The 21,717-nt window shown below is 70.2% G+C and carries 19 protein-coding genes; 3 read left to right on the forward strand and 16 right to left on the reverse strand.

The window, feature by feature from the left end:
* The 7 genes from ABD378_RS04310 to ABD378_RS04340 all read right to left on the reverse strand — a co-directional run.
* Positions 1-1,532 (reverse strand): NADH-quinone oxidoreductase subunit G (locus tag ABD378_RS04310; protein WP_344519010.1); only part of this gene is annotated, 1,532 nt, incomplete at its 3' end.
* Complete coding sequence (gene nuoF / locus ABD378_RS04315) at positions 1,529-2,890, reverse strand: NADH-quinone oxidoreductase subunit NuoF (RefSeq protein ID WP_344519011.1); 1,362 nt, start codon at positions 2,888-2,890, stop codon at positions 1,529-1,531. The genes nuoF and ABD378_RS04310, both read right to left, overlap by 4 nt.
* A complete protein-coding gene (nuoE, locus tag ABD378_RS04320) occupies positions 2,890-3,696 on the reverse strand; it encodes an NADH-quinone oxidoreductase subunit NuoE (protein ID WP_386546739.1) in 807 nt (268 codons plus the stop codon). Before nuoE ends, nuoF begins: the two co-directional genes overlap by 1 nt.
* Positions 3,697-3,749: 53 nt before the next feature.
* Entirely contained in the window at positions 3,750-5,072 is a 1,323-nt protein-coding gene (locus ABD378_RS04325) for an NADH-quinone oxidoreductase subunit D (protein WP_344519014.1), read from the reverse strand.
* The gene (locus ABD378_RS04330) at positions 5,072-5,770 is read right to left on the reverse strand and encodes an NADH-quinone oxidoreductase subunit C (RefSeq protein WP_386546741.1); all 699 of its coding nucleotides are present in this window, start codon (positions 5,768-5,770) and stop codon (positions 5,072-5,074) included. Before ABD378_RS04330 ends, ABD378_RS04325 begins: the two co-directional genes overlap by 1 nt.
* Positions 5,771-5,799: 29 nt before the next feature.
* Positions 5,800-6,354 carry a NuoB/complex I 20 kDa subunit family protein gene (locus ABD378_RS04335; protein ID WP_005313804.1) on the reverse strand — a complete coding sequence of 185 codons (555 nt, stop codon included), beginning with the start codon at positions 6,352-6,354 and terminating at the stop codon, positions 5,800-5,802.
* A gap of 21 nt (positions 6,355-6,375) precedes the next feature.
* A complete protein-coding gene (locus ABD378_RS04340) occupies positions 6,376-6,735 on the reverse strand; it encodes an NADH-quinone oxidoreductase subunit A (RefSeq protein ID WP_003992243.1) in 360 nt (119 codons plus the stop codon).
* 952 nt (positions 6,736-7,687) lie between these two features.
* Here ABD378_RS04340 and ABD378_RS04345 point away from each other — a divergent pair.
* On the forward strand, positions 7,688-8,503 hold the full coding sequence (locus ABD378_RS04345; RefSeq protein WP_344519017.1) for a C40 family peptidase: 816 nt from the start codon (positions 7,688-7,690) through the stop codon (positions 8,501-8,503).
* 81 nt (positions 8,504-8,584) lie between these two features.
* Here the strand turns inward: ABD378_RS04345 and ABD378_RS04350 are convergent, their stop codons facing one another.
* Genes ABD378_RS04350 through ABD378_RS04360 form a run of 3 tightly spaced genes read right to left on the reverse strand, consistent with a single transcriptional unit; the run spans position 8,585 to position 11,006 of the window.
* The gene (locus ABD378_RS04350) at positions 8,585-8,911 is read right to left on the reverse strand and encodes a putative quinol monooxygenase (protein ID WP_344519019.1); all 327 of its coding nucleotides are present in this window, start codon (positions 8,909-8,911) and stop codon (positions 8,585-8,587) included.
* A 48-nt stretch (positions 8,912-8,959) separates the two neighbouring features.
* The gene (locus tag ABD378_RS04355; RefSeq protein ID WP_344519021.1) at positions 8,960-9,709 is read right to left on the reverse strand and encodes an IclR family transcriptional regulator; all 750 of its coding nucleotides are present in this window, start codon (positions 9,707-9,709) and stop codon (positions 8,960-8,962) included.
* A gap of 7 nt (positions 9,710-9,716) precedes the next feature.
* Positions 9,717-11,006 carry a geranylgeranyl reductase family protein gene (locus tag ABD378_RS04360; RefSeq protein WP_344519022.1) on the reverse strand — a complete coding sequence of 430 codons (1,290 nt, stop codon included), beginning with the start codon at positions 11,004-11,006 and terminating at the stop codon, positions 9,717-9,719.
* 97 nt (positions 11,007-11,103) lie between these two features.
* Here ABD378_RS04360 and ABD378_RS04365 point away from each other — a divergent pair, with 97 nt between their 5' ends.
* Complete coding sequence (locus tag ABD378_RS04365; protein WP_344519023.1) at positions 11,104-11,628, forward strand: GNAT family N-acetyltransferase; 525 nt, start codon at positions 11,104-11,106, stop codon at positions 11,626-11,628.
* Between the two features lie 74 nt (positions 11,629-11,702).
* Positions 11,703-12,014, forward strand: a complete 312-nt coding sequence (locus ABD378_RS04370; RefSeq protein WP_344519025.1) for a PASTA domain-containing protein — start codon at positions 11,703-11,705, stop codon at positions 12,012-12,014.
* A gap of 51 nt (positions 12,015-12,065) precedes the next feature.
* Here ABD378_RS04370 and ABD378_RS04375 read toward each other — a convergent pair whose 3' ends face one another.
* From ABD378_RS04375 to ABD378_RS04400, 6 genes are all read right to left on the reverse strand, one after another.
* Positions 12,066-14,756 carry a zinc-ribbon domain-containing protein gene (locus tag ABD378_RS04375; protein WP_344519026.1) on the reverse strand — a complete coding sequence of 897 codons (2,691 nt, stop codon included), beginning with the start codon at positions 14,754-14,756 and terminating at the stop codon, positions 12,066-12,068.
* 254 nt (positions 14,757-15,010) lie between these two features.
* On the reverse strand, positions 15,011-15,703 hold the full coding sequence (locus ABD378_RS04380; protein WP_344519027.1) for a demethylmenaquinone methyltransferase: 693 nt from the start codon (positions 15,701-15,703) through the stop codon (positions 15,011-15,013).
* Between the two features lie 172 nt (positions 15,704-15,875).
* Complete coding sequence (locus ABD378_RS04385; protein ID WP_344519028.1) at positions 15,876-16,475, reverse strand: imidazolonepropionase-like domain-containing protein; 600 nt, start codon at positions 16,473-16,475, stop codon at positions 15,876-15,878.
* A gap of 7 nt (positions 16,476-16,482) precedes the next feature.
* Positions 16,483-17,682, reverse strand: coding sequence for a cyclic dehypoxanthinyl futalosine synthase (mqnC, locus tag ABD378_RS04390; protein WP_344519029.1), 1,200 nt, complete (start codon positions 17,680-17,682; stop codon positions 16,483-16,485).
* A 71-nt stretch (positions 17,683-17,753) separates the two neighbouring features.
* On the reverse strand, positions 17,754-18,473 hold the full coding sequence (locus ABD378_RS04395) for a prepilin peptidase (protein WP_344519030.1): 720 nt from the start codon (positions 18,471-18,473) through the stop codon (positions 17,754-17,756).
* Positions 18,474-18,563: 90 nt separating this feature from the next.
* On the reverse strand, positions 18,564-21,551 hold the full coding sequence (locus tag ABD378_RS04400; protein WP_344519031.1) for a BTAD domain-containing putative transcriptional regulator: 2,988 nt from the start codon (positions 21,549-21,551) through the stop codon (positions 18,564-18,566).
* Between the last annotated feature and the right edge of the window lie 166 nt (positions 21,552-21,717).

Below are 21,717 nucleotides of genomic sequence, written 5' to 3' on the forward strand. Positions count from 1 at the left end.
GACGCGGCCCGTGCGGCGGCGGTGAGCCCGCCCGCCACGGCGGCGAGGCGCTCGCCGACCACGATCACCGCTCCCGAAGTGCGCAGCGCCTCGGCCGCCTTGGCGCCGTCACCCTCAAGACCGGCTCCACCCGCGAGGGCGTCGAGCCACTCCGTCTCGGTGCCGGGAGCCGCGGGCAACAGCGTGCCGCCCGCCTTCTCCAGGCCCCGGGTCCGGTGCGTCGCGAGGGAGTAGGTCCGCTGGCCGTGCTTGCGCCAGGCCTTGCGCAGGCGCAGGAAGATTCCGGGCGCCTCCTCCTCGGACTCGAGCCCGACGAGCAGGACGGCGGGTGCCTTCTCCACGTCCGCGTACGTGACTCCGGTGCCGTCGAGATCCCGGCCACGGCCCGCGACACGGGCGGCGAGGAAGTCGGCCTCCTCGCTGCTGTGCACGCGCGCACGGAAGTCGATGTCGTTCGTGTCGAGCGCCACGCGCGCGTACTTGCTGTACGCGTAGGCGTCCTCCACGGTGAGGCGCCCGCCGGTCAGCACACCGGCACGGCCGCGCGCGGCGGCGAGCCCGGCGGCCGCGGCCGCGAGAGCCTCGGGCCAGCCTGCGGTCTCCAGCTCACCCGTCTCGGAGTTGCGCACCAGCGGCGTGGTGAGCCGGTCCGGCTTCTGCGCGTAACGGAAGCCGAAGCGCCCCTTGTCGCAGAGCCACTCCTCGTTGACCTCGGGGTCGTCCGCGGCGAGGCGCCGCATGACCTTGCCGCGGCGGTGGTCGGTGCGGGTCGCGCAGCCACCCGCGCAGTGCTCGCAGACCGAAGGCGACGACACCAGGTCGAAGGGCCGGGAGCGGAACCGATACGCCGCCGAGGTCAGCGCGCCGACCGGACAGATCTGGATGGTGTTCCCGGAGAAGTACGACTCGAAGGGGTCACCCTCGCCCGTGCCGACCTGCTGGAGCGCGCCGCGCTCAAGCAGCTCGATCATCGGGTCGCCCGCGATCTGGTTGGAGAACCGGGTGCAGCGTGCGCAGAGCACACACCGCTCGCGGTCGAGAAGCACCTGGGTGGAGATCGGCACCGGCTTCTCGAACGTCCGCTTCTTGCCCTCGAAGCGGGAGTCCGTGTCGCCGACCTGCATCGCCTGGTTCTGCAGGGGGCACTCGCCGCCCTTGTCGCAGACCGGGCAGTCCAGCGGGTGGTTGATGAGGAGCAGCTCCATCACACCGCGCTGCGCCTTCTCGGCGACCGGCGACGACAGCTGCGACTTCACGACCATGCCGTCGGTGCAGGTGATGGTGCAGGAGGCCATCGGCTTGCGCTGGCCCTCCACCTCGACGATGCACTGGCGGCAGGCGCCCGCAGGGTCGAGCAGCGGGTGGTCGCAGAACCGGGGGATCTCGATGCCGAGGAGCTCGGCGGCCCGGATGACCAGGGTCCCCTTGGGGACGCTGATCTCGATGCCGTCGATCGTCAGTGACACGAGATCTTCCGGCGGTACCGGCGCCTCGCCCCCTCCGGAGGGAGCGCTGTTGGTGGTCACTGTCATGCGTTCACCTCCGAGTTTTTGGCGGGCCTGTCGGCCCAGAGAGTCGACTTGGCCGGGTCGAAGGGGCAGCCCTTGCCGGTGATGTGCTGCTCGTACTCCTCGCGGAAGTACTTGAGCGAGGAGAAGATCGGCGACGCGGCGCCGTCACCGAGGGCGCAGAAGGACTTGCCGTTGATGTTGTCGGCGATGTCGTTCAGCTTGTCGAGGTCGGACATGACGCCCTTGCCGGCCTCGATGTCGCGGAGCAACTGCACCAGCCAGTACGTCCCTTCGCGGCAGGGCGTGCACTTGCCGCAGGACTCGTGGGCGTAGAACTCGGTCCAGCGCGTGACCGCCCGCACCACGCAGGTCGTCTCGTCGAAGCACTGCAGTGCCTTCGTGCCGAGCATCGACCCTGCGGCGCCCACGCCCTCGTAGTCCAGCGGGACGTCGAGGTGCTCGTCGGTGAACATCGGCGTCGAGGAGCCGCCCGGCGTCCAGAACTTGAGCCGGTGTCCCGCCCTGATCCCGCCGCTCATGTCGAGCAGCTGGCGCAGGGTGATGCCGAGCGGGGCCTCGTACTGACCGGGGCTCGTGACGTGCCCGCTCAGCGAATAGAGCGTGAATCCCGGGGACTTCTCGCTTCCCATCGACTTGAACCAGTCTTTTCCGCGATTCAGGATCGCGGGAACCGACGCGATGGACTCGACGTTATTCACGACAGTGGGGCATGCGTAGAGGCCCGCGACGGCCGGGAAAGGGGGACGCAGTCGCGGCTGGCCACGGCGGCCTTCGAGCGAGTCGAGCAGCGCGGTCTCCTCACCACAGATGTACGCGCCCGCGCCCGCGTGCACGGTGAGTTCGAGATCGAGTCCGCTGCCCAGGATGTTCTCGCCCAGGAATCCCGCCTCTTTCGCCTCACGCACGGCCTCGTGCAACCGCCTGAGCACGGGGACGACTTCACCGCGCAGGTAGATGAAGGCATGCGAAGAACGGATCGCGTAACAGGCGATCACAATGCCCTCGATGAGGCTATGCGGGTTGGCGAAGAGGAGCGGGATGTCCTTACAGGTCCCCGGCTCCGATTCGTCGGCGTTGACAACTAGATAGTGCGGCTTTCCATCTCCCTGCGGAATGAACTGCCATTTCATTCCGGTGGGGAATCCCGCGCCGCCACGGCCGCGCAGACCGGAGTCCTTCACGTACGCGATGAGGTCGTCCGGCGCCATGGCCAGGGCCTTGCGCAGGCCCTCGTACCCCTCGTGCCGGCGGTAGGTGTCGAGCGTCCAGGACTTCTCCTCGTCCCAGAACGCCGAAAGCACCGGCGCGAGCAGCTTCTCCGGGCTCGTCTCGTGGTCGATCTCGGCGGCCAAGGTCATCACTCCCCCTCCTCGGCGGTCGGTCCGGCCGGGTGGGCCGGGTCGGATGCCGAGGTCTCCTGCGGTGCGTCGTGCGAGCTGAGGTGCTCGGCAGGCGCCTCGTCCTGCGGTCCGCCCGTGCGCGGGTGGACCACCCGCGCCTGCGGCAACTCGCCCTTGGCCAGGCGTAGTCCGATCAGCGAGGCCGGGCCCGCGCCGCCGGTCGCCTCTACGGCGCCCGCGCGCTCGTCCGGGAAGCCCGCCAGGATCCGGGCCGTCTCCTTGTACGTGCACAAGGGGGCGCCGCGGGTCGGCTCGACCTGCACGCCCGCGCGCAGGTCGTCGACGAGCCGCTTGGCGGTCTCGGGAGTCTGGTTGTCGAAGAACTCCCAGTTGACCATCACGACGGGAGCGAAGTCACAGGCCGCGTTGCACTCGATGTGCTCCAGCGTGACCTTGCCGTCCTCCGTGGTCCCTTCGTTGCCGACGCCCAGGTGCTCCTGGAGCGACTCGAAGATCGCGTCGCCTCCCATGACGGCGCACAACGTGTTGGTGCAGACGCCGACTTGGTAGTCCCCGGAGGGCTTCCTGCGGTACATCGTGTAGAAGGTCGCGACCGCGGTGACCTCGGCGGTGGTCAGGCCGAGCACGTCCGCGCAGAAGGCCATGCCCGTGCGCGTGACGTGGCCCTCCTCGGACTGCACGAGGTGCAGCAGCGGGAGCAGCGCGGACCGGGAGTCCGGGTAGCGGGAGATGATCTCCTTGGCGTCCGCGTCGAGCCTGGCCCGTACGTCGGCCGGGAAGTCGGGGGCGGGGAGTTGGGGCATGCCCAGGCTGACGCCCGCGCCCTGCCCCGCACCCTGCTGGGAAGGAGTGGTGGTCACCGGTCGACGCCTCCCATCACGGGGTCGATGGACGCGACGGCGACGATGACGTCGGCGACCTGGCCGCCCTCGCACATCGCCGCCATGGCCTGCAGGTTGGTGAAGGACGGGTCGCGGAAGTGGACCCGGTAGGGGCGGGTTCCGCCGTCGGAGACGACATGCACCCCGAGCTCGCCCTTGGGCGACTCGACCGCGGTGTACGTCTGCCCGGCCGGGACCCTGAAGCCCTCGGTCACCAGCTTGAAGTGGTGGATCAGGGCCTCCATGGAGGTGCCCATGATCTTCTTGATGTGATCGAGCGAGTTGCCCAATCCGTCCGGGCCGAGCGCCAGTTGCGCGGGCCAGGCGATCTTCTTGTCCTCGACCATGACCGGACCCGGCTCCAGGCGGTCCAGGCACTGCTCGACGATGCGCAGCGACTGGCGCATCTCCTCCAGGCGGATCAGGAAGCGTCCGTAGGAGTCACAGGTGTCGGCGGTCGGCACGTCGAACTCGTAGTTCTCGTAACCGCAGTAGGGGTCCGACTTGCGCAGGTCGTGCGGCAGGCCCGCCGAGCGCAGGACGGGGCCCGTGGCGCCGAGAGCCATGCAGCCCGCGAGGTCGAGATAGCCGACGTCCTGCATACGGGCCTTGAAGATGGGGTTCCCGGTGGCGAGCTTGTCGTACTCGGGAAGGTTCTTCTTCATCTTCTTCACGAACTCGCGCATCTGGTCCACCGCGCCAGGCGGCAGGTCCTGGGCGAGCCCGCCGGGCCGGACGTACGCGTGGTTCATGCGCAGGCCGGTGATCAACTCGAAGATGTCGAGAACGAGTTCACGATCACGGAAGCCGTAGATCATGATCGTCGTCGCGCCCAGCTCCATGCCGCCGGTGGCGATGGCCACCAGGTGCGAGGAGATGCGGTTGAGCTCCATCAGGAGCACGCGGATGATCGTGGCGCGGTCCGGGATCTGGTCCTCGATGCCGAGGAGCTTCTCGACCCCGAGGCAGTACGCCGTCTCGTTGAAGAACGGCGTCAGATAGTCCATGCGCGTGACGAACGTCGTGCCCTGCGTCCACGTGCGGTACTCGAGGTTCTTCTCGATGCCCGTGTGCAGATAGCCGATGCCGCAGCGGGCCTCGGAGACGGTCTCGCCCTCGATCTCCAGGATGAGCCGGAGCACACCATGGGTGGAGGGGTGCTGCGGACCCATGTTGACGATGATGCGCTCGTCGTCGGACCGGGCAGCGGACTGGACGACCTCGTCCCAGTCGCCGCCGGTGACTGTATATACAGTCCCCTCGGTCGTCTCGCGCGCGGATGCATGTGACGTGCTCATCAGCTGTACGACCTCCGCTGGTCCGGAGCCGGGATCTGGGCGCCCTTGTACTCGACGGGGATGCCGCCGAGGGGATAGTCCTTGCGCTGCGGGAAGCCCTGCCAGTCGTCCGGCATCATGATCCGCGTCAGCGCCGGGTGACCGTCGAAGATCAGGCCGAAGAAGTCGTACGTCTCGCGCTCGTGCCAGTCGTTCGTCGGATAGACCGCGACCAGCGAGGGGACGTGCGGATCGGCGTCAGGGGCACTGACTTCGAGCCGGATCAGGCGGTTGTGGGTGATCGAGCGCAGGTGGTAGACGGCGTGCAGCTCGCGGCCCTTGTCCTCGAGGAAGTGCACCCCCGAGACGCCCGTGCAGAGCTCGAAGCGCAGGGCCGGGTCGTCGCGCAGGGTCTGGGCGACCCGGACGAGGTGCTCGCGCGCGATGTGGAAGGTGAGCTCGTCCCGGTCGACGACCGTCTTCTCGATCGCGTTCTCCGGCAGGAGCCCCTGCTCTTCCAGGGCCCCCTCCAGCTCGTCCGCGACTTCGTCGAACCAGCCGCCGTAGGGGCGCGCGGAGGCGCCCGGCAGGGTGACCGTCCGCACGAGCCCGCCGTAACCGGACGTGTCGCCGCCGTTGTCGGCGCCGAACATGCCCTTGCGGACGCCGATGACCCTTCCGGCCTCGTCGCGGGGGGCGGGAACGCCGTTCCCGTTCAGGTGCTCGTCGTGCTCGTCGTGCGCGTCACTCACCGCAGCAGCCCCTTCATCTCGATGGTGGGGAGGGCCTTGAGGGCCGCCTCCTCCGCCTCGCGGGCCGCTTCCTCGGCGTTGACCCCGAGCTTGGAGCCCTGGATCTTCTGGTGGAGCTTGAGGATGGCGTCCATCAGCATCTCGGGCCGCGGCGGACAGCCGGGCAAATAGATGTCAACAGGGACAATGTGGTCCACACCCTGCACAATCGCGTAATTGTTGAACATCCCGCCGGATGAAGCGCAAACCCCCATGGAAATGACCCACTTGGGGTTGGGCATCTGGTCATAGACCTGCCGCAGGACCGGCGCCATCTTCTGGCTCACGCGTCCGGCCACGATCATCAGGTCCGCCTGCCGCGGTGAACCGCGGAAGACCTCCATGCCGAAGCGGGCCAGGTCATAGCGCCCGGCTCCTGTCGTCATCATCTCGATGGCGCAGCACGCGAGGCCGAAGGTCGCGGGGAAGACGGATGACTTGCGCACCCAGCCCGCGGCCTGTTCGACGGTGGTCAGCAGAAATCCGCTCGGCAGTTTCTCTTCGAGTCCCATTGCTCTTTGCCCCTCAGACCCTTAGTCCCATTCCAGGCCGCCACGCCGCCATACGTACGCGTACGCGACGAAGACGGTGAGCACGAAGAGCAGCATCTCCACGAGCCCGAAAATCCCCAGCGCGTCGAAGGTGACGGCCCAGGGGTAAAGGAAGACGATCTCGATGTCGAAGACGATGAAGAGCATCGCCGTCAGGTAGTACTTGATGGGGAATCGCCCACCACCGGCCGGAGTCGGCGTCGGCTCGATTCCGCACTCATACGCCTCGAGCTTGGCGCGGTTGTACCGCTTTGGACCGATAAGCGTGGCCATGACCACGGAGAAGATCGCAAAGCCTGCCCCGAGGGCTCCCAGCACGAGGATGGGCGCATAGGCATTCACGCTCCTCGCTCCTCTCAGTCGGCACTGACTGTTGGCGGTTGCATTGGACTGCGGCCCGCGAAGATCGCGTACATGTGAAGCAGGTCACAAGCCCAACTGCCCCGCATCTTATGCCCGCCGGTCTGTGATCTGCGACACGGGGTGCGACAACGGCTTTGTGATCTCCACCACCTGACGAAGGATCATGAAGTCGGATGAGCGGTGATCTTCATACGCGAAGCGCCTGAGTGATCACCAGAGGTGACATCTCAGCGAGTTACCGCTGGTCGGGAGGGGGTCGCCCTATCAAGCGATGGCCGCCGCAAGCAAATTGGTGCTGGACACGACGGCTTGATAGTGGCGGCTCGTTCACACTTTGGCGGGAGGGGTGTGGATGAAGGTGGACAGCCGTCGATGCGTGCACGAATTCACGAGCGGAACACGAGTGGCCGGCGCGCGGGCGACGCGGCGTCGGCTCGCGAGTGAGAACGGCGTCGGCCCGCGAGTATGAGCGACACCGACCCGAGGGTCCGAGCGACGTCACCCGAGGACGAATCGGCATCCGGTCCGCATCGCCTCGACACCACCTCGTCGTCGATCCACCGTCGATCCGCCGTCGATCCGTCACCGATCCCCCACGCGGACAACACCCCTGATTTCTTCGGGAGATCTCAGGAAGGTCTCGGCGGGATCTCAGGGAGATCCCCTAGGGTCAAACCTGTGACCTGCGCCACACCGCGCACCGCGGCGGAGAAGCGGGGCTTGGCCAACCGACTCAACGGGTGGTAGTCCACGGGCAATTCGGGCGTATTGCAGAAACCCCATGATCACAGGCGTGATCGCCGGTGTCCGCATCGCCCGTTACGGCGTCAATAAGAAGTGACACGCCCGGGATTCAAGGCCGCCGCGGGCAACTGTGGCGCAGCCCACGTTTCTTGAAGGGAACCCTGACTCCCTGATAGCGGTTGTTCTCATGTCCCACACCGCTCACATACCCAGCCACCGGAAGCCCCGTCGTAGCGCCTCGAAGATGGCCCTGCGCGCCGGAGTTGCCGGTGGCGTCCTCAGCACCCTGGCAGTGGCCGCGGCAGCCGGCACGGCGAACGCCGCCGAGCCGGTGACCGAGACCATCGAAATGCCCACGCTCACCGCGGACCTCTCCACGCAGATCGCGCAGTCCGCGGAAGTCACGCAGCAGACCGCCGACAGCTACGAGCTCCGTGCCGAGCGCAACGCTGCCGTCGTGAAGGCCGCCAAGCAGGCCAAGGAAGACCAGGCGCAGGCCGAGAAGAAGGCCGAGGCCAAGGCGAAGGCCGAGGCCGCCGCCAAGAAGAAGGCGGAGGAGGAGCGCGCCTCGCGTTCCGCCGAGCGCACGACGCTCAGCGCCTCCGGTTCCGGCGCCGACGCCTCCGCCGATGTGGCCGCCCCGGCCAGCGGCAGCGTCGGCACGGTCATCAGCTTCCTCAAGGCCCAGCTCGGCGACGCGTACGTCATGGGTGCCTCAGGACCCAACGCCTGGGACTGCTCCAGCCTCGTCCAGGCCGCGTTCAAGCAGGCGGGCGTGGACCTTCCGCGCGTCTCGCAGGACCAGTCGGTCTCCGGTACGCCGGTCTCGCTCTCCAACGTCCAGGTGGGCGACATCCTTTACTGGGGTGGCGCGGGCTCCGCGCACCACGTGGGTGTGTACATCGGCAACGGCCAGTACCTCGACGCCGCCAACCCCGGCAAGGGCGTTGTCATCCAGGACCTGTCGGGCTACCCCGCCGACGGCGCCGTGCGCGTCCTCTGAGGGCCCTCACAGCTATCTAGAAGGGCCGGGAACCCCCAGCGGGGTTCCCGGCCCTTCTGTGTGTCCAGCGAGGCGCAGGCGTCAGCCCTTCGGCGAGAGCTCGCCCATCTCGGACCAGCTGCTGCCCGGGATCTCGGTGTGGATGATCTCGGGAGTCGAGGCGATCGCCTCGGACATCGTCTCCATGGCGGCCTTGAAGTGGTCGGAACCGACGTGCGCGGCGCCCGCCTCCTGCGAGGCGAAGCCCTCCAGGAGGACGAACTGGTTGGGGTCGTCCACGCTGCGGGACCAGTCGTAGAAGAGGTTGCCCTCCTCCGCGCGCGTGGCCCGGGTGAACTCGGCGGTCCGCTCCAGCCAGGTGTCGGCGTGCTCGGGGCGGACGGTGAACTTGACGGCGATGAAAATCATGCGGCCAGCGTGCTGCCGACCGCCGCGCACGGCAAGCCGGAGATGTCCCTATTCCGGCAGCGTCGGAAACCCGCACCGCGCGGCCCGCGTGAGAACCCGCGCCAACTCCCGCTGCCGCCCTCGGTAGGCGGCGGTCGGCAGCGACACCGACAGGGCCCGCGCGCTGTCCGGCAGCGGCACGGCCACGCAGGTGAAAGCCGGGTCCGTCTCCCCCACCGACACCGCGACGCCCGCCGCACGCACCCGGCGCAGCTCGGCCTCGAAGCGGTCGGGGCTTGTGATCGTGTTCTCGGTGAGGCGCGGCAGGCCGTGCGCGTCGAGATAGCGGCGCCTGGCCGCCCGGCTCAGCGAGGCGAGCAGCACCTTGCCGTGGGCGGTGGCGTGAGCACCGTGATCGAGTCCGACTTCGAACGGATCGTCCAGGTTCTCGCTCAGCGATGCGGTGCTGTCGACGACCGCGATCCGGCTGCCCCGCCGCGCGCTCAGATAGGCATGGGCGCCGGCGGCCCTGCGTACGTCCAACAGCAGCCCCCTGCTTGCCTCGTCGATCCCGGCGTGCCGCTGGAAGGAGCGGTAGAGGGCGGGGACCCGCGGCCCGAGCGCGTACCCGGCGCCCGTGCGCTCCACGTGGCCGCGCGCGGTGAGCGGCGCGAGCAGGTGGTACACGGTCGACAGGGCGCAGCCGAGCTCACGGGCCAGCACCTTGGCGGGGACGGGTCCGGGGGCCCGGGCGATCGCCTCCAGGAGGTCGAGCGCCCGGTCCACCGACGCGGGACCGGTCACCGGGGCCCCGCTCATGGAGTACTCACGCCTTCGGTGCCACCTTGCTCAGGCCGTTGATGATGCGGTCCATCGCGTCGCCGCCCGTCGGGTCGGTGAGGTTGGCCAGCATCTTCAGGGTGAAGCGCATCAGCATCGGGTGCGTCAGGCCGCGCTGCGTGGCGATCTTCATGACCTTCGGGTTGCCGATGAGCTTCACGAAGGCGCGGCCGAGTGTGTAGTAGCCGCCGTAGGTGTCCTTGAGGACCTTCGGGTAGCGGTGCAGCGCCAACTCCCGCTGGGCGGGGGTCTGACGGGCGTGCGCCTGGACGATGACGTCCGCCGCGATCTGCCCGGACTCCATGGCGTACGCGATGCCCTCGCCGTTGAACGGGTTCACCATGCCGCCCGCGTCGCCGACCAGGAGCAGGCCCTTGGTGTAGTGCGGCTGACGGTTGAAGGCCATGGGCAGGGCGGCGCCGCGGATCGGCATCGTCATGTTGTCCGGGGTGTAGCCCCAGTCCTCGGGCATCGAGGCGCACCAGGCCTTCAACACCTCGCGCCAGTCCAGCTCCTTGTAGGCGGATGAGGAGTCGAGGATGCCGAGCCCGACGTTCGACGTGCCGTCGCCCATGCCGAAGATCCAGCCGTAGCCGGGAAGCAGCCGGTCCTCGGCGCCGCGCCGGTCCCACAGCTCCAGCCAGGACTCCAGGTAGTCGTCGTCGTGGCGGGGCGAGGTGAAGTACGTACGGACGGCGACGCCCATCGGGCGGTCGTCGCGGCGGTGCAGGCCCATCGCGAGGGAGAGCCGCGTCGAGTTGCCGTCGGCGGCGACCACCAGCGGGGCGTGGAAGGTGACCGGGGTCTTCTCCTCGCCGAGCTTGGCGTGCACGCCGGTGATGCGGCCCGTGCGGTCGTCGACGATCGGGGCGCCGACGTTGCAGCGCTGGTGCAGGCGGGCGCCCGCCTTCTGCGCCTGGTTCGCGAGCTGCTCGTCGAAGTCGTCGCGCTTACGGACCAGGCCGTAGTTCGGGTAGGCGGCGAGTTCCGGCCAATCGAGCTGGAGCCGTACGCCGCCCCCGATGATGCGGAGGCCCTTGTTCCGCAGCCAGCCCGCCTCCTCGGAGATGTCGATCCCCATGGAGACGAGCTGCTTGGTGGCGCGCGGCGTCAGGCCGTCGCCGCAGACCTTTTCCCTTGGGAACGCGGTCTTCTCCAGGAGGAGTACGTCGAGTCCGGCCTTCGCCAAGTAGTAGGCGGTCGTGGAACCGGCTGGCCCGGCCCCGACGACGATCACATCAGCGGTGTGTTCGGTGAGGGGCTGGGGCTGGGTCACGGCGGGTTCTCCCCAAGGCTCGAAATCTGTGTGCCGGAGGGCACGGGATATGGGCAGTCTATGCAGCGGTACTGATCAGCCACCCGAAGGGCCACCCGTGACAAAGCAGGCACTGCCGACGAAGCCCCTGCCCGCCGTACGCCTGCGCGTTCCGACGCACGAGGACGCCTTCGTCTGGCACCGGCTCTTCGACGACCCGGACGTGATGGAGTTCCACGGCGGCGCGTCGGCCGAGCTCTCCGTGTACGAGGAGCTGACCGCCCGGCAGCGCAGACACGACGCCGAACTCGGCTTCTGCTTCTGGACGTTGCTCGACGCGGACGGCGAGCCGATCGGCTTCACCGGAGCGCAGCCCTGGCCGCACGACTGGGGGCCCAAGGGCGAGATCGAGATCGGCTGGCGGCTCGGCCGCGCCGCCTGGGGGAAGGGGTACGCGACCGCCGCCGCGCAGGCCACCCTGGAGCGGGTGCGCGCGGCGGGCGTACGGAACGTGGTGGCGATGGTCGACGCCCGCAACGCACGGTCCGCCGCGGTCACCCGGCGGCTCGGCATGGAGCTGGCCGAGACCTTCACGATCCCGGCGTCGGAACGGGAGGCACACCGCTTCCGGCTCGCGCTGTAGCGGGTCTACCCTGCGGGTACCGCCGGGGGGTGACAGCTGTGCCGAGGACGCCCAGGACGCCCAGTACAGACGAAGTGCGCGTGCCGCGGCTGGTCGGTCTCATGGCCGCGGACGCGCGCGAGTCGGCCGCGAAGCACGGCCTGCTGCTCGCAGCGCCCGACCGCCCCGACTTCCATCTGATCGTCCTCGACCACGTGGTCCGGCAGTACCCCCTGCCCGGCATGTGGATCCCTCGCGACGCCGTCGTCACCGTCTGGTTCGAGCTCGGCCCCGGCGAGGGCGAGGGCGGCGCGGGCGTACGCGAGCCGCGCCGCCCGGGGCCTCCGGACGGCGGGCTGCGACAGGAGCTGGACGAGCCGGACAGCGAGGTCGGGGCCAGTCGGTGAGGTCGGGGCCAGGCGGTAGGGACCGCCTGGCGTCATCGGCCTCCGGGCGCCTCAGCCGTTGATCCGCCAGTGTTCAAGGGCGGTCCGGTGTACCTTCGCGCCCTCGCCCGCGGGCCAGAAGTCCGCGCGCCAGGAGAGCTGGATGGCGTACTCGGTGCCGTTGTCCGCGACGTAGCTCTGGTTCAGCGCATGGATCTCACGGCCCGCCGTGTCGTTGTAGGTGTACTCCCAGATCGCGCCGCCGCGCCCCTGGAAGGTGTTCGGCTCCAGCCTGATCCGCTGGTAGTCCGACTTCTCCGGGTCCTTCTTGGCGTCCTTCTCGATGGTCGTGAAGTTCTCGTACGAGGTGTACGTGGCGTTCGGCACCACGCCGACGATGAACCCCTCCCGGCCGGTCGACCCCGCGTACACGATCTGCCCCGGCCGTTCCTCGCCCTGCCGGGTCCAGCCCTCGGGCACGGCGAACTCGAAGCCGCTCACATCCGACACCAGGTCGGAGTCCGCGGGCAGTTCAGGGGCGCCGCCCCCGGTGTCCGGGCTCGCGCTCGGCTCTTCGGTGGGAGTGAACGAGGGGGACGGCGATGAGGACGGCGAGGAGGACGGTGAGGGCGAATCGGTGGGGTCCTGGGTCCGGCTGACGGCGGGCTTGTCGTCCTTGCCTCCCGCCTTGTCGGCCTTGCCGTCGTCGTCGTTCTGCCAGAGCAGGACGCCGGCCGCGATGCCGCTGCCGATGAGGAAGGCGGCGGCGAGGGTGCCGACCCAGACTGCGGTGCGGCGGGAGTCGGGCGCGGCGGGCGGCTGCTGGCGCAGCTGGAAGGTGTGGGGGTCGTAGGCGGCGGGGGCGTAGGCGGGGTTCGCGGCCGGGTCGTACGTGGGTTGGGGCGCGGGTTGGGGCGCCGGGGTGGCAACTCCGGGCGAGGGGGCGTCTGTTGTGACGGGGCCCACGGCACCGACGGCACCGACGGCGCCCTCGGTGGGAGCGGTGTCCAGGGAGCCGGGCATGGCAGATGCGGCGGGTGCGCCGGGTGCGCCCGCGGGGCCGTTCGGCATCGGCGGGAGCGGCGGCATCGGCGCCGCGATGATCCCCGTCCGCTGCCCCGCCATCTGCAGCAGGTACGGCGCGAGGAGTGCCGCTACGAAGACCCAGAGCAGCCCGAAGAGCAGCGCGTCCGGCACGCTCACGCCCGCCTCGAAGCTGCCGTTGCCCGAGCCGTTCGCGCTTGTGCCCGAGCTACCGCCGAACTCCGACGACGCGCTTCCGGTGGCGTCGATGCTGAGCCCGCCGACCCCGGCGAGGAGCAGGAAGAGCCCGAAGAAGACACCGGCGGCGAGCAGTTGTTCGCCCCGGTGCGCGGAGCGGCGCGCGGCGAGGACGCCGAGGACGAGCGCGCACACGAGCCCGAGCGCCAACGCCCCCACGATCGACCAGTCGTTGGTGATGTCCCCCAGCTCGGAGAGCCCGAAGGACTCGCTCTCGCGGCCGCCGCCGTACGCCGAACTGCTCCCCTGCACCGACGCTTCGAACGGCGCTCCCCAGCCGAGACCGAGGGCGGCGACGCCGAGGTTCGGCAGCACGAGCAGGGCGATGAGCAGCGGGGAGACGTCGGCGTCGTCGAGGTCGGTGATGCCCGCGAGGTCGTCGGTCTGGGCGAGGCTGATGAAGGCGACGACCGAGCAGAGCGCCAGCACGATCGCGAGCGCCCGCAGCGCGGTGCCGGTGGCGCGGAACGCCGCCTGCCAGCCGGGCCGCCCGGCCTGCCAGTGGGCGAGGTCGTGGCGGTGCAGCACACCGCCGGAGACGGCGAGTCCGAGCACGAAGGCACCGAGCGCGGCGAGCACCGGCGAGGAGGAGAGCTCGACGCCCTCGATCTCGGGCTGCGCGAAGAGGCTGAGCGCGAGAATGCCCACGGTCACCAACAGGGTGACGCGCACGGCCGCTTCGAGCCCCGGCGTGCCGCCGCCGTGGCCTCCGCCGTGGCTTCCGGCGCGCAGGAGAACGCGGTTGCGCAGGATGCGTACGCCGATGAAGAGCGCCCCGATCCACAGGGCGGTGGCGGTGAGCGGGATGAGGTGCAGCGTGGCGCTGCCGTCGAAGGCGACATCCACACTGGAGCTTTCGCCGCCGAAGACGGACGACTGCTGCCGCTCGCTCCCCGAGATCTCGAAGCCGCCGCCCACGGCCTGGAGCAGCAGCGCGAGGGCGATCCGCATCCGCTCGCCGAACCCGACGACGACGTCACTTTCGTCGCCCTGCCCGTAGGAGGGAATGGCCAGCGCCACAGCCGCGACGAGCACCAACCCCACCGGCCACAGCGCGGCTTGGGCGGCCCCGGCCCAGTCCCCGCGGAACGCCCGCCCGAAGAAGGCACCGAGCGGCGAGGGTGCGGAGGGCGCCCCCGGCACGTATCCGGGAGGGGGCGGGGACGCGGGGGCGGGGGCGGCGGGCACCGGGGAAGGCGGAAGTGCGGGAGCGGGAAGGGAGGTTGCCGTGAACCCGGGTCCGGCAGGCGTAGCTTCGGGCACAGCGTCGGGCGCAGCTTCGGGCGCCTCGCTGCCGGGTGCGTCAGGCTCAGGTTCCACCGGCGCCGCGTCCGCGGAGGTCGGCACCCCCAGCTCCGCCGCGGGCAGCTCCGCGGGCCCCGCGTCCACCGAGGTGTCACGCGGACGCTCCCGCCCGCACTTCATGCAGAAGCGGGCCTCGTCAGGGGTGGGTGCCCCGCAGTGAGGGCAATACGACGCCATGGGAACGCTCCGTCATTGGGGAGATGACCAGAAAGGCCGACCCGTGCCGAACGATCCCGCGGCGGGCGATGCGAAAGAGCGGATTCGCACCGACACCGTCGCGTCGGCGGAGTCGTATCACAACGGACACATCTTGCCCGGCGGCTGGTTCCCGTCAACTCGGTTCACAACGCAGGATTCTGCGCGCCCCGGCTCAGGCGCCCCCGGTTCAGGCGGCCGGGTTCAGGCGTCCCGGGTTCAAGCGTCCGGCGGGGCTAGGCCTTGAAACCCCGGTGCAGCGCGACGACTCCACCGGTCAGATTCCGCCACGCCACCTTCGACCAGCCCGCGTCCTGCAGCCGCGCGGCCAGCGTCGGCTGGTCCGGCCAGGATCGGATGGACTCCGCGAGATAGACGTACGCGTCGGGGTTGGAGGAGACCGCGCGCGCGACCGGCGGCAGCGCCCGCATCAGGTACTCCTCGTAGACCGTGCGGAACGGCGCCCACGTCGCGTGCGAGAACTCGCAGATGACGACCCGGCCGCCGGGCTTCGTCACGCGGTACATCTCCCGCAGCGCCTCGTCCGTCTCGTGGACGTTGCGAAGCCCGAAGGAGATCGTGACGGCGTCGAACGTGTCGTCCTTGAACGGCAGCTTCGTCGCGTCCCCGGCCGTGAACGGCATCCAGGGGTGGCGCGCCTTGCCGACCTGCAGCATGCCGAGCGAGAAGTCGCAGGGCACGACGTACGCTCCCGCTCGGGCGAACGGCTGGGACGAGGTGGCCGTCCCCGCGGCGAGGTCGAGCACCTTCTGCGCGGGGCGCGCGTCGACCGCCTTCGCGACCTCCTTGCGCCACAGCCGGGCCTGCCCGAGCGACAGCACGTCGTTCGTGAGGTCGTACCGTTCCGCCACGTCGTCGAACATCGAGGCGACTTCGTGCGGCTGCTTTTCCAGGGAGGCTCGCGTCACCCGGCCTATTGTGGCAGGCCGGTCTTCTACCTTGGCCGCGGCCCGCCTGCCTGCGGCTGGCACTTCGCCTGCGGCGGGCTTTACGCAGGGGCGTCTGCCTGGTGGGGCCGTCTGGCGGGTGCGGCTAGTTCTGGGTTGCTCGCGCAGTTCCCCGCGCCCCTAAAGGCGGCCCTCAGCGGCCCCGGTACACCATGCGTCCGCCCACCACCGTCGCCACGCACGTTCCCGCGCCCTGGCGCACCAGCTCCGCACGCGTGGGTACGTCGAAGATCGCGAAGCACGCCGGGGCGCCCTCCTTCAGGGGTGGCAGGAGGACCAGTGGGGTCGGTGACAGGGACGGCGGGCCCGGAAGCTGTGGTGGGCGTTGGCCGATCGCCAGGCCCGCCCTGCGGACGGTGTCGAGCACGGGCCTGACCCGCAGTTCGCCCGCGATGGCCACCGTGCCGTGCGCGAAGAGCCGCTGCACGCCCCGGCGGGCGCTGGCGCCCACCCGGGACGGGTTGACGCGGAAGAGGGCCCGCGCCCGCTCCCCGCCGATGGGCTCGGTGCCGAGCCAGTCGGCCTCGCGCGGGTCGGGGTGGTAGGTGGCTTCGAGGAGTTCGGGGCCGTACGGGTTGAGCAGGCCCGGCGTGAGGATGCCGGGCCAGCGCCGGACGCGCGCGGCGGGGTGCGCCGCAGCCAGCTCTTCGTACGGGCCGACGGCGGCGATGACCGCCCCGTCGACCAGTACCGCCGCCTCCGGTGTCCCTTCGGCGACGTGAAGTGTGCGCACAGCGGCCTCAGTTCGTGGCGAGGAGCTTCAGCTCGGGGTGGGCCGTGCCGCCCTCGATCGCCGTGGAGGAGATGTGCGAGGCGACGCGGTCGTCGGTCGGGTCGTTCGCCGGGTCGTCGTGCACGACGAGGTGCTCGTACGTCGTGGCGCGCTGGGCCGGGACGCGGTCCGCGGTGCGGATCATGTCGATCATGTCGCGCAGGTTGTTGCGGTGCTTGGCACCGGCGGAGGAGACGACGTTCTCCTCCAGCATGACGGAGCCGAGGTCGTCCGCGCCGTAGTGCAGGGTGAGCTGACCGGCCTCCTTGCCGGTGGTCAGCCAGGAACCCTGGATGTGGGCGACGTTGTCGAGGAAGATCCGCGAGATCGCGATCATGCGGATGTACTCGAAGATGCTGGCCTGCGTCCGGCCCTTGAGGTGGTTGTTCTCGGGCTGGTACGTGTACGGGATGAAGGCCCGGAAGCCCCCGGTCCTGTCCTGTACGTCGCGGATCATCCGCAGGTGCTCGATGCGCTCGGCGTTGGTCTCGCCCGTACCCATGAGCATCGTGGACGTCGACTCGACGCCGAGCCCGTGGGAGATCTCCATGATCTCCAGCCAGCGCTCGCCGCTCTCCTTGAGCGGGGCGATGGCCTTGCGCGGGCGGGCCGGGAGCAGCTCGGCGCCCGCACCGGCGAAGGAGTCGAGCCCGGCGGCGTGGATCCGCTGGATCGCCTCCTCGGCGGACACCTTCGAGATGCGGGCCATGTGCTCGATCTCGGAGGCGCCGAGGGAGTGGATGACCAGCTGCGGGTAGTTCTTCTTGATCGCCGAGAAGTGCTCTTCGTAGTACTCGACGCCGAAGTCAGGGTGGTGTCCGCCCTGGAACATGACCTGCGTGCCACCGAGCTCGACGGTCTCGGCGCAGCGCCGCAGGATGTCGTCGAGGTCGCGCGTCCAGCCCTTCTTGGTGTCCTTCGGCGGGGCGTAGAAGGCGCAGAACTTGCAGGCGGTCACACACACGTTGGTGTAGTTGATGTTCCGCTCGATGATGTACGTCGCGATGTGCTCGGTACCCGCGTACCGGCGGCGGCGAATCGCATCGGCGGCGGCGCCGAGCGCGTGCAGCGGGGCATCGCGGTAGAGGTCGAGCGCCTCTTCGGCGCTGATCCGCCCACCTGCGGCGGCACGGTCGAGGACGGACTGAAGTTCGGCCTTCTCGGTCACCGGGGCGTCCCTTTCGTAAGGGTTCTGGACGGACCGATCCAGCGTACGCCAGCTGTTTGTGGCGCCCGACGTCAGGCGGCGTACGCCCCGATGAGCAGCCCCACGAACGCCCCGCCGATCAGGAAGGGCCCGAACGGGATCGCCGTCTTGCGCCCGGCGCGGCGGGCGATGACGAGCCCCGTCCCGTACAGGGCGGCGAGCAGGAACCCGGCGAAGGTGCCGAGCAGCACCCCGCCCCAGCCGTACCAGCCGAGGACGGCCCCGAGGCCGAGCGCGAGCTTCACATCCCCGAAGCCCATGCCGTTCGGGCTGATGAGGAAGAGCACGAAGTACGCGGCGCCGAGCGCGAGGCCCCCGTACAGCGCGTGGATCCAGGACCCGGCGTGCTCGGGCAGCAGCGCGGCGCCCCCGAGGAGGGCGAGCGCGGCGGCGGCGAGCGGGAGCGTCAGCACATCGGGCAGCCGGTGCACGCCGAAGTCCACGACGGCGAGCAGTACGCCGAAGGGCGCGAGCAACAGCCAGACGCCCAGCTCGGGCCGCGCGCCCGTCGCGGCGGCGAGGGCGGCGCAGACGAGGGCGGTGGCGAGGGAGACGGCCAGGGTGCGGGGCCCGAAGCGATCTCCTTCCGGGCACCGCGCAAGCCCGACCCAGCCACTCAGGGGATGCCCGTCGGGGCAGCTGTCGCGCCAGGCCTCATCGGGAGACACGGAGAGCCGGTACGCGGCGCGCGGGACGAGGGCCCCGAGGAGGGCGCCCCAGAGGAGGGCGCCGACGATGAGCGTCACGTACAAGAGGTCCTTCCCCCGTTGTGGGCAGGCGTTCCGCAAGGCGGAACGGGTGGGCACAACGCCGAAGCTGCTGGGTTCCGATGCAGCCGGGCGTCAGCTGACCGCGGTGAGGCCACTACGCCAGGTAGGAAGCAACTCGTCCAGCAGGGCTTCGGTCCGCGGCGGCACGCCCCGAGCCCCACTCCGGGCAACGAGATCCGCGGCCACCTGCTGAAGGCGACCCGGGTCGCCCACCGCATGCGTGGCCCGCAGCAACTCGTTCCAGAGCCGCTCATCCCCCGGCGCGGAATTCAGCGAAGCGTTCAACGCCTCGATGGCCTTCTCCGCGCGCCCCTTCTCCAGGTGGAACTCGGAGAGCGCGAGCCCGATGTCGGCGACGAGCAGCGGCAGCTGCGCGTCGATGATCTCGTGCGTGAGCCACGCGTACCGCCCCTGAGGCCGGTCCGAGAGCAGCGGCCCCCGCACGAGCACCAGGGCATCGGTAAGCATCCGCCCACGCACGGCCCGACTGTTGGCCCCGCGCCCCTGAGTCGCCTCGTGGTACAGCGACCGCAGAACATCCAGATCAGAAACCACGGACTTGGCGAGCGTGAGCCGCCCGCTCCGGTCGGCCCGCAGCCGCGGCGACCCGTCCGGCTCGGTGCCGAGCCACTCCCGCAGCCGGTCGACGAGCGCGTCGCGTACGTCCTCGGTGACACCCCGCGGCCACAGCGCGGAGGAGAGCACCCGGGGGTGCACACCCTCGCGGTGCAGCAGGAGCAGCGCAAGCGCCTCGTGCATCAGCGGGCTGCGTTCACCGTCAGGCGTGTCGAGGCCGATGATCTCGTACGTACCGACGAGGCGCGCGTACACCGCGGGCCGCCCCTGCTCGGTGACGTCGACGAGGAACGGCGGAGTGGCGCCCGTACGACCGGAACCGGCAGAACCAGCTCCCTCACCCTCGCCCGGGTCGGCGTCGACGAAGAGCTCCACGACGGCCCGCTGCTGGGCCTCGGGCAGCGCCTGCGCCTCGAGCTCGAGCCCGAGCAGCGGGGCGAGGAGCTTGCCATCGGGGGTGATCTCCATCTCCCAGGCGGCACCCGGCAGGTCACCGGACTCGGTGCCGACGAGGTACCCGATGCCCAACCGACCGGCGTCGGCGGCCAGTTCGGCGAGCTTCACGGCATCGTCCCCTGCGGGCTCGGCTGCGAGGAGCACCAGGTGCGGCGCCCAGCGGGTGTGCTGGGCGGGCCCCGTACGGCCGGTGAGCACCGAGTCGTGCCCGGCCGCCCCCAGGGCCCCGCGCCGCTGCCGCGTCTCGGCCTCCATCGTCTCGATGAGCGCCTCGATGTCGTCGAGGTGCCGCAGACGGTTGGGCGCGAGCGGCGTCAGGTCCTGCCCGAAGCCGACGAGGGTGATGGTCATGCGGTCGGACCACCCGTTGGTGGCGAGCTCGGCGGCGACGGAGGCGAAGACGGCGGCACGGTCGGCCTCGCGCCCGCTCAGCGACACGACACCGGGCACGGCTTCAAGGTTGAGCAGCAGCCGCGAGTCATCAAGCGTTCCGAGACTGACGAGCCCCGGATAGGGAGCGGCGGTATCCACGTCCTCGTACCGCTCGGCATCCGTACGCGCCAGCATCCAGAACGTCTGGTCCTGCCCCAACTGCCAAGGAGCGGGCGGCCGTCCGGCGGGCTGGGCGAGCTGCAGATGCAGATCGCCGTTGCTGAGCCAGGCGGCGTAGACGGTCGGCAGGGCCCGCGATTCCTCGGCGAGCGAGGCGGCGAGCCCACGGAGCGAGAGGTCGAGAAGCCGTACGCCCTCGGGGTCGGCCCCCACGAGCAGCGCGTCCTGCACATCGGCCGCGCCCCCGGTCGGCGTCGGCGGCTCCATGCCGCGACGTCCGCCGATGGCACCCATGGCCGACTGCCACAGCGCGTGCCGCCGACGGCGTCCGAGCGCACCGAGGAGACCGGCGGCGAGGAGAGGAGCCCCGATGAGAGCCTCGGGCAGCCCGAAGGAAGAACCCTCGGACTCACTCCCGCTGCCGGCGACGGGCGCTTCCTGCTGCCCGCCCTGGGAGGGCCGCTGCTCGGGAATGGTGATGTGCGCGGTGTCGCGATCGCCGGAGCCAGACCCGGAGCCGGACCCGGACCCGCTGCCGCCTTGCTGACCGCCGCCCTGCTGGTGATCGCCGGACTTGGCGTAGTCGGAGATCTGCTCCTTCACGTCCTGCGAGACCTTGGGCGCCTCGTCGGGCATCTCGACGAGCTCGCCGCCGTGCGCGTCCGCGGGCATCTCCATGATCCATCCGGGCCGGATGAGGCTGGCCTCGGAAAGCCGCGACCCGTCGGGCTGCTCACGGTCCTTGTTGAGCTGGTAGATCTCCTTGTACCGGCGGCCGTCGCCCAGGTGCCGCTCGGCGATCTCCCACATGGAGTCGTGGTGGCGCCCTTCAGGCGGCTGGATCCGGTAGTACTTCGTGTCCCCGTCCTTGGCGCTGCTCCCCGCGTGGGCAGCCGCCTGCTCGGCCTGCTCGGCGACGGCGCTGGCGGCGCTCCCGGCCTGCTCCTGCCCGAAGAGACCACCGGGTGTCTGCTGGGCGGAAGCGGCGGAAGCAGGCTTCTGGTTCCCTTCCAACGACTGCCCGAACTGCGAGAGCCCCGGCGCGAAGCTGGCGGCGGTGGCGCCCACCAGGAGCAGGGCTGCGACGAGTTGCCGGGCGAGGAGCTGGCTCCCGCCGGCGCCGGGAATACGGCCAGGCATGCCGACACCGGAGAGCGCTGCCTTGACCTCGACCAGCACACAGGCGGTGAACTGGGCCCAGGCAAGCCAGACGACAACGGTCAGTACGTTGATGAACGTCCCGACCGTGATCTCCTGCTGCAACCAGTCCAGCGAGGGAGCACCGCCCGGAAGCGGCCACCCCACGGCGTACGCGAGGGCGCCAGGCACGCCGAAGACCAGCGCGGCCAGCGCGACGAAGGCGAAGAACGCCTTGACGAAGTCCCCGAACGTACGACGACGCCGGGGCAACGGCTGCGGCGTCCGGTTCCGTGGAGCCGACGGGCCGCCTGTCGAACTTGAAGTGGTGCGCGCCATGGCGGGTGTCCTGATGTCCTCTGAGAGGGAGCGGATGGAGATCTGCGATCAGCGGTGGTCTGTGCGCTGAGCGTACTGAGGCGATGGTACGGAAGGGGCCGGAGGTCAGACAGAGGCAACGGCTCCCGAGGCGCCCCAAGGGACTTCTCCCGCTGCCCGTTTACGC

This window comes from Streptomyces rectiviolaceus (assembly GCF_039533825.1).
Taxonomy (GTDB): Bacteria; Actinomycetota; Actinomycetes; order Streptomycetales; family Streptomycetaceae; genus Streptomyces; species Streptomyces rectiviolaceus.

Bases quoted from the DNA above. Each gene is read 5' to 3' on its own strand.
- nuoF (WP_344519011.1), bottom strand. From the start codon at position 2,890: ATGACCTTGGCCGCCGAGATCGACCACGAGACGAGCCCGGAGAAGCTG.
- nuoE (WP_386546739.1), bottom strand. From the start codon at position 3,696: ATGCCCCAACTCCCCGCCCCCGACTTCCCGGCCGACGTACGGGCCAGG.
- ABD378_RS04325 (WP_344519014.1), bottom strand. From the start codon at position 5,072: ATGAGCACGTCACATGCATCCGCGCGCGAGACGACCGAGGGGACTGTA.
- ABD378_RS04335 (WP_005313804.1), bottom strand. From the start codon at position 6,354: ATGGGACTCGAAGAGAAACTGCCGAGCGGATTTCTGCTGACCACCGTC.
- ABD378_RS04345 (WP_344519017.1), top strand. From the start codon at position 7,688: ATGTCCCACACCGCTCACATACCCAGCCACCGGAAGCCCCGTCGTAGC.
- ABD378_RS04350 (WP_344519019.1), bottom strand. From the start codon at position 8,911: ATGATTTTCATCGCCGTCAAGTTCACCGTCCGCCCCGAGCACGCCGAC.
- ABD378_RS04355 (WP_344519021.1), bottom strand. From the start codon at position 9,709: ATGAGCGGGGCCCCGGTGACCGGTCCCGCGTCGGTGGACCGGGCGCTC.
- ABD378_RS04375 (WP_344519026.1), bottom strand. From the start codon at position 14,756: ATGGCGTCGTATTGCCCTCACTGCGGGGCACCCACCCCTGACGAGGCC.
- ABD378_RS04400 (WP_344519031.1), bottom strand. From the start codon at position 21,551: ATGGCGCGCACCACTTCAAGTTCGACAGGCGGCCCGTCGGCTCCACGG.